Genomic DNA, 10038 nt, shown 5'->3' with positions numbered 1-10038 from the left:
GTCCGGCAACGGCAAGGGGCAGATCTTCGTCAAGGGCGAGGTGATCAAGACGGTGCCCGAGTCGAAGATCGTGGAGACCCTGATCGAAGAGGCGATGAAGCTCGCCGAGCAGATGGAGGCCGACGGCGTGGCCTCCGGAGAGCCCGAGATCTCCGTCGCGGGCTGAGCCAGCCCGGCCGGCGAAGGAGCCGAGGGCTGAGTCCGGTCCGCGACGGAGCCGGGACCTGAAACCGGTCCGCGAAGGAGCCGAGAGCTGAGCCCGGTCCGCGACGGAGCCGGGACCTGAAACCGGCCCGCGAAGGAGCCGGGACCTGAGTCCGGTCCGCGACGGAGCCGAGAGCTGAGCCCGGTCCGCGACGGAGCCGGGACCTGAAACCGGTCCGCGACGGAGCCGGGACCTGAAACCGGCCCGCGAAGGAGCCGAGGGCTGAGCCCGGTCCGCGAAGAGGCCGAGCGCCGACCCCGCAGGGCAGCAGCGGGCCTGCTCCACGAACGAGCCGCGGGCCCCGGCCCCGCCGGACCGGGCGCCGCATCCACAGCCCCCGCGCCCCCACTTCCCGCGCCCCCCGCACCTCCACACCCCTGTGTCACTCCTCCTCCCTGACCCCCCGAGTGGGGTCCGCCACCGGGGCGTCCTCCTGGAGAGAACCCGGCGCCGCCCGGCCGGGCGCGGCCGGACTGCCGTACGGCGACTGCGGGGGCGGCGGCGGTTCCCGGTCGCCCGGGGCGCCCGCCCCCCTCGCAGGCAGGTGCAGCGCGAGCAGGGCGGCGTCGTCGCCACTGGGCCTGATGCGTTCCAGCAGCTCGTCGCAGAAGTCGTCCACCGTCTCCACGGTCGTCCGCCGGGCCAGGACGGAGGCATGGTGGCGGAGCTTGGCCATGCCCAGGTCGATGGGACGGTTGCGGCTCTCCACCAGACCGTCCGTGTAGAGCAGGAGCGTCGACTCCGGCGGCAGGTCCTCGTACGCGTCCGGCCAGTCCAGCCCCAGATGCAGCACCGCGCTCATCCCGATCAGCGGGCCGTGCCCGCCGGTCAGGAACCGGGTCCCGCCGTCCCTCGTCACCAGCAGTGGCGGCGGATGCCCCGCGTTGACCCAGTTCATCCGCCACGGACCGCCCTCGGGACCCTCGATCCGGGCGAAGACGAGCGTGGCCATCGGCGCGTCGCTGGTGTTCGTGACCGCCTCGTCCAGGCGGCACATGATCAGACTGGGCGGTTTGCCGTGGTCCCACGCCAGCGCGCGCAGCATGTTGCGGACCTCGGCCATGTGCGCGGCGGCCTGGAGGTCATGACCTACGACGTCCCCGATCACCAGCGCCATCACGCCGTCGGAGAGCAGGAAGGCGTCGTACCAGTCGCCGCCGATCTCCATGGCGCTCTGCGCGGGCAGATAGCGGGCGGCCATGCGCAGGTGGTCCACCTGCGGGAGCGGGGCGAGCAACTGGCGCTGCATGGTCTCGGAGACGTTGCGCTGCTCCTGGTAGAGCCGGGCGTTGTCCAGCACCAGCCCCACCCGGCGGCCGATGTCGGAGAGCAGCCGCACCTCCGCCTCCGTGGGGGCGGGCGAGCCCGCCGCGCGGCCCAGGGTCAGCATCCCGTAGGGGTTGCGGCGGGCGCGCAGCGGAACCACCACGGCCGCGTGGCCGCCCAGCCGCTCGAAGAGCTTGCCGTGGGTCGCGGCGAGCGGCGCGTCCGGGTCCCGCAGCCCCTCGGCGGTCAGCAGCACGGGATCGTCGGCGCTCATGACCCGCTCCACCGACGCCCGCGCCCCGGCCGACAGCAGCGGCAGCGCCCCCTCCAGCCGCCGTGCCCGCCGCGGGTGCGCGGGACACCGTACGGCGACCCGCTCCAGCATCCCGGTCCGCTCCGAGAGCAGGGCCACCGCCGCCCAGTCGCCCAGTTCAGGCACCAGCAGTTGCAGCAGCCTGCGCAACCGCCCGGAGGCGTCCAGCGCGGACATCAGCACCGAGGAGATGTCCGCCAGGAGGTTCAGCCGGGCGGTCAGCGCCTCCAGGGCCGCCGCGTGCGCGGCCATCCGCTCCTCGGCCGCGCGCTGCGGGCCGAAGTCGTTGAAGACCACCACCAGCCCCGCCGCGCGGCCGGCCACCCGCAGGGACGTGGTCGTCCAGATGATCGGCACGGTGGAGCCGTCGGCCCGCAGGAAGTACTCCTCGCAGCCCTCCTCGACGGAGCGGCCGCCGGTCAGCGGGGTCCGCATGGTGCACCGCTCCCGCGGCACCGGGGCGCCGTGGGCGCGGCGGTGCAGCAGATCGTGCGCGTCCCGGCCGAGCATGTCCGCCTCGGAGCGGCCCAGCAGCCGCTCGGCCCACGGGTTGACGAAGGTGATGCGCCCCTCGGCGTCGATGGTGAAGACGCCGGTCCCCAGGTCGCACAGGACCGCCCGCGGGAAGTCGGGCTCCTGGGCCACGCCCGCCCCGTTCACGGGCCCTGCCCCGCGTCGACCCGGACCGCCGCCCGGCGTGCTGCCACCGTAGATCACCGCTTTCGCCAGACCGTGCCTGACACAAGGGGTACCCAGAACAGCCTCTACTGCCACGCATCGGGGCATCCCGTGCCCGGCTTTCCCGGGGGGCGGCGCCGCCAGGATCCGGCGGGTACAGTGCGGAGATCAGCCGAAACCCCAGCGTGAGGCCCCGCACGTGTTGACCCAGACCACCTCACGGGTGCTCGAACCGAGCGACCTGGACGCGGCGCTCGCCGTCCTCGACCGCGAGCCGGTCGCGAACGCCTTCGTGACCTCCCGCGTGCGGATCGCGGGCCTCGACCCCTGGCGGCTCGGCGGCGAGATGTGGGGCTGGTACGAGGGCGGCATGCTGACGTCCCTGTGCTACGCGGGCGCCAACCTCGTCCCGATCTGCGCCACCCCGCGCGCCGTGCGCGCCTTCGCGGACCGCGCCCGGCGGGCCGGCCGCCGCTGTTCCTCCATCGTCGGCCCCTCCGGCCCCACCACCCAGCTGTGGGGGCTGCTCGAACCCAGCTGGGGACCGGCCCGCGAGGTCCGCGCCCGCCAGCCGCTCATGGTCACCGACCGCATGCCCGCCGACATCGCCGCCGATCCCTACGTCCGCCGCGTCCGCAAGGACGAGGTGGAGACGATCATGCCGGCGTGCGTGGCCATGTTCACCGAGGAGGTCGGTGTCTCCCCGATGGCCGGCGACGGCGGCCTGCTCTACCAGGCCCGGGTCGCCGAACTCGTCGGCGCGGGCCGCTCCTTCGCCCGGATCGACGAGCACGGCAAGGTGGTGTTCAAGGCCGAGATCGGCGCCGCGACCGACCGGGCCTGCCAGATCCAGGGCGTATGGGTCGCCCCCGAGTACCGGGGCCGCGGGCTCGCCGCCCCCGGCATGGCCGCGGTGCTGCGCTACGCGCTGGCCGACGTGGCCCCCGTGGTCAGCCTCTACGTCAACGACTTCAACACCGCGGCCCGGCGCACCTATCTGCGCGTGGGCTTCCAGGAGGCCGGCGCGTTCACGAGCGTGCTGTTCTAGCCGGAGTCGGTGCCCGGTCGCGGTTCCCGGGCCCGCTGTCGCGGGCGTCACATCCGTACGGTTCTGAGGCTGGTGCGGGCCGGGTAGTCTCCCCGGCATGGCGCACTTTCCCGGTCACGGCCCCGGCCGCTCCGCCGACATCGTGATCGGCCCCCTCGACCTGTCGGCGCGGGTGGACGAGGCACTCGCCGTCCAGGCCGTCGCCTTCGGCCTCGGCGCCGAGGAGGTCGCCATGCGCCGCCAGATCGTCCTGCGCCACATGACGTGCCCGGGCGCCCGCGCCCTGGGCGCCACCACGGGCGGACGGCTGGTCGGATTCGTCTACGGCATGCCCAACGACCGCACCCACTGGTGGTCCACCGTCGTCGAGCCGTACCTGCGCGCCCGCGGACACGAGGAATGGCTCGACGGCTCCTTCGTCATCACCGAACTGCACGTCCACCCCGGCCACCAGAACCGCGGCGTCGGCCGCGCCCTGATCACCACCATCACCGACAGCGCCACCGAGCCCCGCTCCATCCTCTCCGCGATCGACACCGACAGCCCGGCCCGCGGCCTCTACCACTCCCTGGGGTACGTCGACCTGGCCCGGCAGGTCCTCTTCCCCAGCGCCCCGAAGCCGTACGCCGTGATGGGCGCCCCGCTGCCCCTGCGCCGCCGCCCGGCCGGCGGCCGCTGAGGCGATTACCGCCGCCGCCTTCCGCCCGGCTAACCTCCTAGCCATCACCGATCCCCGGCAGGAGTACGAGAACGATGGCGAACGCACCGGTCCAGCGCATGTCCCAGTTGATGGCCAAGACGCTGCGCGACGACCCCGCCGACGCCGAGGTCCTCAGCCACAAGCTGCTGGTCCGCGCCGGCTACGTCCGCCGCACCGCCGCGGGCGTCTGGAGCTGGCTGCCGCTGGGCAAGAAGGTCCTCGCGAACGTCGAGCGGATCGTCCGTGAGGAGATGGACGCCATCGGCGCCCAGGAGGTGCTGCTGCCCGCCCTGCTGCCGAGGGAGCCGTACGAGGCGACCGGCCGCTGGAACGAGTACGGCGCCGAGCTGTTCCGCCTCCAGGACCGCAAGGGCGGCGACTACCTGCTCGGCCCGACCCACGAGGAGATCTTCACCCTGCTGGTGAAGGACCAGGCGTCCTCCTACAAGGACCTGCCGGTCATCCTCTACCAGATCCAGAGCAAGTACCGCGACGAGGCCCGGCCGCGTGCGGGCATCCTGCGCGGCCGGGAGTTCCTGATGAAGGACTCCTACTCCTTCGACACCACCGACGAGGGCCTCGCCGAGTCCTACGGCCTGCACCGCCAGGCCTACCAGCGCATCTTCGAGCGCCTCGGCCTCGACTACCGGATCTGCGCCGCCACCGCCGGCGCCATGGGCGGCTCCCGCTCCGAGGAGTTCCTCGCCCCGGCCGAGGCCGGCGAGGACACCTTCGCCGACTGCCCGAACTGCGACTTCGCCGCCAACACCGAGGCGATCACCTACGAGCTGCAGCCGGTGGACGGCTCCGCCGTACCCGCGGCCGAGGAGATCCCGACCCCGGACACCCCCACCATCGAGACCCTCGCCGCCTCCCTCGGCGTCCCCGCCTCCGCCACGCTGAAGAACCTCCTCGTGAAGGTGGACGGCGAGATCGTCGCCGTCGGCGTCCCCGGTGACCGCGAGGTCGACATGGACAAGGTCGAGGCGCACTTCGCCCCGGCCGCCGTCGAACTGGTCACCGCCGAGGACTTCACCGGCCGTCCCGACCTGGTGCGCGGCTACGTCGGCCCGCAGGGCCTGGGCGAGAAGGTCACCTACATCGCCGACCCGCGCGTGGCCCCCGGCACCGCCTGGATCACCGGCGCCAACAAGGAGCACACGCACGCGAAGAACGTCGTGGCCGGCCGTGACTTCCAGGTCGACGCGTACGTGGACGTGGTCGTGGTGCAGGACGGCGACCCCTGCCCGAAGTGCGGCACCGGCCTCAAGCTGGACCGCGCCATCGAGATCGGCCACATCTTCCAGCTCGGCCGCAAGTACACCGACGCCCTCAAGCTCGACGTCCTCGGCCAGAACGGCAAGCCGGTCCGCGTCACCATGGGCTCCTACGGCATCGGCGTCTCCCGCGCGGTCGCGGCCCTCGCCGAGCAGCACGCCGACGAGCACGGGCTGGTCTGGTCCGCCGAGGTGGCCCCGGCCGACGTGCACGTGGTCGCCGCGGGCAAGGCACTCCAGACCGAACTGGCCCTCGACGTCTCCGGGAAGCTGGCCGCCGCCGGCGTCCGCGTCCTCGTCGACGACCGCGCCGGAGTCTCCCCGGGCGTGAAGTTCACGGACGCCGAACTGATCGGCGTCCCCAAGATCCTCGTCGCCGGCCGCCGCTCCGCCGAGGGCGTCGTCGAACTCAAGGACCGCCGCACCGGCGAGCGCGAGGAACTGACGGTCGACGAGGCCATCGCCCGCCTCACCGCATAGCGTCCAGCGGCCCCACGGAACAGCAGGTCAGGCCCCGCCCGCACCCGGGAGGGGCCTGACCCGTCCCGGCGGGGCGGCCGCCCCGCGCGGTCACGGTGCCCGGACGCCGCCAGTGCCGAAGGGCCGCTGCGACGCCCCTGAGCGTGTTCGCCGGGTCAGAGCCAGCCGGCGAACTCCAGGAGCAGTTCGGCGTCCTGGTGGCGGCCCACCCGGCGTGCCCGCACACCCGACTCCACGGCGCGGAACAGGGTCCAGCCGCCCAGCCGCTCCCGGTCCACCTCCAGTGACTCCGCCAGCCGTTTGATCCGGCGCCGCGTGATGGCCGGCCCGGACGGCGAGGCGATCAGGTCCTCCACCCGGTCGCGGACCAGCCGCGCCAGATCGAACGCGACCTCGCCGACCACCGGATCCGGCCCCACGGCCAGCCACGGCATCCGGTCCCCGGCGAGCACCTTGCTCTGCCGGAAGGTGCCGTGCAGCAACCGCTGTTCGGGCGGCGCCGCCAGCAGCCCCTCGCGAGCCGCGAGCGCCGCCTCGACCAGCGGCGCCACCTCCGCGTCGCGCTCCGCGCTCGCCCGCATCGCCTCCGCCTGCCGCGCCGTCCGCCCCGCGACCGTCTCGAACGGGTGCGCGTCGGGCGGCTCCACCCACAGGCGCCGCAGCGTGCCCGCGGCCTCCAGCAGCGCGCGTGCCTCGGGCAGCGAACGCACCGACACGTCCGGATGCAGCCGCTCCAGCAGCAGCACCCCCTCGCCCGTCCCGGCCGGCTCCAGCAGCTGTACGGCACCACGGCCGCCCCAGTGCGCGAGCGCCGCCCGCTCGCTCTCGGGCCGGGCCCGGGGCGGGGCGAGCTTCAGTACGGCCGGCGTCCCCTGCGCCGTCCGGACCAGCACCACCAGGCTGCTGCGCCCTCCGGGCACCTGCACCCGCTCGACGCTCAACTCGCGCAGCGCTACAGCCTGTTCGGCCAGCGCGGGCAGTTGCTCCAGCCAGTCGTCACCGTCCGGTGCCGTCTCGCCGAGCGCCCGCACCAGACGGCGCGGCGGTTCGAAAGCCATGCGCGAGTGTTTCCTTCCTGCGCGGTGGATGGTTCGGGTGGTGCCGATGCGTTCGGGCGCGTTCCCCGGTCTCCGTGGTCCGCGTGCTCTCAGCGGCCGATCTCCGCGCGTCCTGGGCGGACGCCGGGCCGGCCCCGCCGCCGGGCGCCTGCCGCGCTACGCCCTCGGGGTCGCCGACGGGCTCCCGTCGGTACCGGCGCGTTCGGCGAGCCCCGGGAAGGCTACGCTCCCCCCGCGCCAGCGCGCCGCCCGGACCGCCGCCTCGCGCAGCGCCCCGGCCGCGTCCCGCCTGCGCTGCCCGGCCGAGGCCCGCACCAGGTCGGAGTAGACCCCGGCCACCCGGTCCTCCAGTTCGGCCGCGAAGCGCACCGCGGCGGCCGAGTCCGGCACGGGGAACGGCAGCGCGTACCCCGCCGCCGCGGCGACCGGGCTGCCGCCCAGGTCCCGGACCTGGCGGACCAGGGCGTCGCGGCGTGCCCGGTGGGCGTCGTACGCGGACCGGGCCTGGCCGCGCCGCTGTCCGCCGATCCGGCCGCCCACGACGCCGTAGCCGTACACCGTCGCGTGCTCCGCGGCCAGCGCCGCCTGGAGGGCGCGGACCTCCCGGTCCGCCGTCGCCCGGCTCACTTGTCTCCCTCCGTCAGCAGGTACGCGTGCGCCGCCCCGGCCGCCGCCACCGAGGCCAGCAGCCGCGCCAGTTCGCCGGGCACCTGGAGCAGCGTCTCGGTGCGGCGGTCGGCGAGCGACCGCTCCGCGGCGGCGAGCCCCGCGCGCGCGTCCTTCTCGCTCGCCGGGACGGTGGCCCCGGCGGGACCAGGAGGAGCGGCCGGCCCGGTCGCTCCCGCTGCCGCCCTGACGGCGTCCGTCGCCGTGGCCGTCGGCGGCGTTCCGGAGCCGGCCGGGGCGTCCGGGGAGCCCGTGGCGGAGGGGGAGGAGCGGTCCGTACCGCCGAAGGCCGCCACGTGCCGCACAATCTCCGCCCGCAGCGGCCCCAGCCGTCCGGCCAGCGACGGATGCGCGGCGAGGACGGCGTCGTAACGCCGCACCAGCCCCTGGCTGTCGCGTGCCGCGGCGGCGCGGACCCGGTCGGCGAGCGAGGGGCCGCCGCTGACGGACCCGGAGCCGTCGCTCCCGGCGGAGCAGGCGGAGCCCCCGGCGATCAGGGCGGCTCCCGCCGCCGAGGCGAGCAGACTCCTTCTGCGCGGGCCCGAGGGGGCCCGCGAGGGTGAGGGGAACGGCACGGCAGACGTCCTCGGGTGCGTACGTACGGAAGCGGGAGGGGCGGCTCGCCCGTGATCACCGTACCCGCGCGTGCCCCGGGCACGACTCAGCGGCACCACCCTCGCCCAGGTGGACCGCAACACCCCCTGCGACCGGATACCCTTTGACCAGACACGCGAACCGTCCCACAACAGCACACGCGGCCGAGGAGTCACCCGGATGAGCACCACCCAGAGCGAGAGGCTGCGGGAACTGCTGGAACCGCTCGTCACCTCCGAGGGACTGGATCTCGAAGAGATCGCCGTGGACTCCGTAGGACGCAAGCGGGTGCTGCGCGTCGTCGTCGACTCCGACACCGGAGCGGACCTGGACGCGATCGCCGATGTGAGCCGCGCGCTCTCGGCGAAGCTCGACGAGACGGACGCGATGGGCGACGGGGAGTACACCCTCGAGGTCGGTACCCCGGGCGCCGAGCGCCTCCTTGCGCAGCACCGCCACTACGTGCGCGCCACGGGCCGCCTGGTGAAGTTCCAGCTGTCCGAGGGCGGCGAACTGGTGGCCAGGATCGTCGCCGTCGACGAGGAAGGACTCGACCTCGAAGTGCCGGGGGTCAAGGGCCGCAGGCCCACGGCCCGCCGCGTCGCCTTCCCGGACGTCGTCAGGGCGCGCGTGCAGGTCGAGTTCAGCCGCAAGGACGACAAGGTCAAGAAGGACATGAAGGAAGAGGAGGAGGCGTAGCCGTGGACATCGACATGAGCGCCCTGCGGGGCTTGGTGCGGGAGAAGGAGATCTCCTTCGACCTGCTGGTCGAGGCGATCGAGTCGGCCCTCCTCATCGCCTACCACCGCACCGAGGGAAGCCGCCGCCACGCGCGCGTGGAGCTGAACCGGCAGACCGGCCACGTGACCGTGTGGGCGAAGGAGGACCCCGAGGACCTCGAGGAGGGCCAGGAGGCCCGCGAGTTCGACGACACCCCGTCCGGCTTCGGCCGTATCGCCGCCACCACTGCCAAGCAGGTCATCCTGCAGCGGCTGCGCGACGCCGAGGACGACGCGACGCTCGGCGAGTACGCCGGCCGCGAGGGCGACATCGTCACCGGCGTGGTCCAGCAGGGCCGCGACCCGAAGAACGTCCTCGTGGACATCGGCAGGCTGGAGGCCATCCTGCCGGTGCAGGAGCAGGTGCCCGGCGAGACGTACCCGCACGGCATGCGCCTGCGGTCGTACGTCGTCCGGGTGGCCAAGGGCGTGCGCGGTCCCTCCGTCACCCTTTCGCGTACGCACCCGAACCTGGTGAAGAAGCTTTTCGCCCTGGAGGTGCCGGAGATCGCGGACGGCTCCGTCGAGATCTCGGCGATCGCCCGTGAGGCCGGTCACCGTACGAAGATCGCGGTGCGGTCCACCCGTTCGGGCCTGAACGCCAAGGGTGCCTGCATCGGCCCCATGGGCGGCCGGGTGCGCAGCGTCATGGGCGAGCTGAACGGCGAGAAGATCGACATCGTCGACTGGTCGGACGACCCGGCCGAGATGGTGGCGAACGCGCTCTCCCCGGCCCGCGTCTCCAAGGTGGAGGTCGTGGACCTGGCGGCCCGCTCCGCCCGCGTGACCGTGCCGGACTACCAGCTCTCCCTGGCGATCGGCAAGGAGGGCCAGAACGCCCGCCTCGCCGCCCGCCTCACCGGCTGGCGCATCGACATCCGGCCGGACACCGAGCAGGCCGGGGAATAGATCCGGACCGCACAGCGCTGCGAACACGACAACAGGCCGTTCGATTCCTGCCCCAAAGGGGTGAG

At 73.9% G+C, this 10038-nt stretch carries 9 protein-coding genes and 1 pseudogene; 6 read left to right on the top strand and 4 right to left on the bottom strand.

Translation table 11 applies throughout. The features are described 5' to 3' along the window. Positions 1 to 166: pseudogene (locus tag AB0G56_RS35890) on the top strand (4-hydroxy-3-methylbut-2-en-1-yl diphosphate synthase); the annotation flags it as partial. A gap of 421 nt (positions 167 to 587) precedes the next feature. On the opposite strand, the gene AB0G56_RS35885 reads toward AB0G56_RS35890, so the two are convergent. Further along, complete coding sequence (locus AB0G56_RS35885) at positions 588 to 2444, bottom strand: SpoIIE family protein phosphatase (RefSeq protein WP_360978412.1); 1857 nt, start codon at positions 2442 to 2444, stop codon at positions 588 to 590. A gap of 217 nt (positions 2445 to 2661) precedes the next feature. Between AB0G56_RS35885 and AB0G56_RS35880 the strand changes: the two genes are divergently transcribed. From AB0G56_RS35880 to AB0G56_RS35870, 3 genes are all read left to right on the top strand, one after another. Then, entirely contained in the window at positions 2662 to 3510 is an 849-nt protein-coding gene (locus tag AB0G56_RS35880) for a GNAT family N-acetyltransferase (RefSeq protein ID WP_360978409.1), read from the top strand. A 97-nt stretch (positions 3511 to 3607) separates the two neighbouring features. Next, positions 3608 to 4189, top strand: coding sequence for a GNAT family N-acetyltransferase (locus AB0G56_RS35875; RefSeq protein WP_360978406.1), 582 nt, complete (start codon positions 3608 to 3610; stop codon positions 4187 to 4189). Between the two features lie 74 nt (positions 4190 to 4263). Then, complete coding sequence (locus tag AB0G56_RS35870) at positions 4264 to 5967, top strand: proline--tRNA ligase (protein WP_360978403.1); 1704 nt, start codon at positions 4264 to 4266, stop codon at positions 5965 to 5967. Between the two features lie 155 nt (positions 5968 to 6122). On the opposite strand, the gene AB0G56_RS35865 is transcribed toward AB0G56_RS35870, so the two are convergent. From AB0G56_RS35865 to AB0G56_RS35855, 3 genes are all read right to left on the bottom strand, one after another. Next, a complete protein-coding gene (locus AB0G56_RS35865; protein ID WP_360978400.1) occupies positions 6123 to 7025 on the bottom strand; it encodes an aminoglycoside phosphotransferase family protein in 903 nt (300 codons plus the stop codon). A 156-nt stretch (positions 7026 to 7181) separates the two neighbouring features. Continuing rightward, positions 7182 to 7652 (bottom strand): ferritin-like domain-containing protein, encoded by a 471-nt coding sequence (locus AB0G56_RS35860; RefSeq protein WP_360978397.1) that lies wholly within the window; start codon positions 7650 to 7652, stop codon positions 7182 to 7184. Next, positions 7649 to 8266, bottom strand: coding sequence for a hypothetical protein (locus AB0G56_RS35855; protein ID WP_360978394.1), 618 nt, complete (start codon positions 8264 to 8266; stop codon positions 7649 to 7651). The genes AB0G56_RS35860 and AB0G56_RS35855 overlap by 4 nt, the downstream gene beginning before the upstream one ends. A gap of 199 nt (positions 8267 to 8465) precedes the next feature. On the opposite strand from AB0G56_RS35855, the gene rimP reads away from it, so the two are divergent. Further along, complete coding sequence (gene rimP / locus AB0G56_RS35850) at positions 8466 to 8984, top strand: ribosome maturation factor RimP (RefSeq protein ID WP_360978391.1); 519 nt, start codon at positions 8466 to 8468, stop codon at positions 8982 to 8984. 2 nt (positions 8985 to 8986) lie between these two features. Continuing rightward, positions 8987 to 9973 (top strand): transcription termination factor NusA, encoded by a 987-nt coding sequence (gene nusA / locus AB0G56_RS35845; protein ID WP_360978388.1) that lies wholly within the window; start codon positions 8987 to 8989, stop codon positions 9971 to 9973. Positions 9974 to 10038 lie beyond the last annotated feature (65 nt).

This window comes from Streptomyces sp. NPDC021356 (assembly GCF_040641015.1).
Classification (GTDB): Bacteria; Actinomycetota; Actinomycetes; order Streptomycetales; family Streptomycetaceae; genus Streptomyces.
The sequence above is the reverse complement of the archived record's forward strand: the minus strand, read 5'-3'. Positions and strand labels throughout refer to the sequence as shown.

Coding starts and splice junctions, on each gene's coding strand:
- AB0G56_RS35875 (WP_360978406.1), top strand. CDS start 3,608: ATGGCGCACTTTCCCGGTCACGGCCCCGGCCGCTCCGCCGACATCGTG.
- AB0G56_RS35870 (WP_360978403.1), top strand. CDS start 4,264: ATGGCGAACGCACCGGTCCAGCGCATGTCCCAGTTGATGGCCAAGACG.
- AB0G56_RS35865 (WP_360978400.1), bottom strand. CDS start 7,025: ATGGCTTTCGAACCGCCGCGCCGTCTGGTGCGGGCGCTCGGCGAGACG.
- rimP (WP_360978391.1), top strand. CDS start 8,466: ATGAGCACCACCCAGAGCGAGAGGCTGCGGGAACTGCTGGAACCGCTC.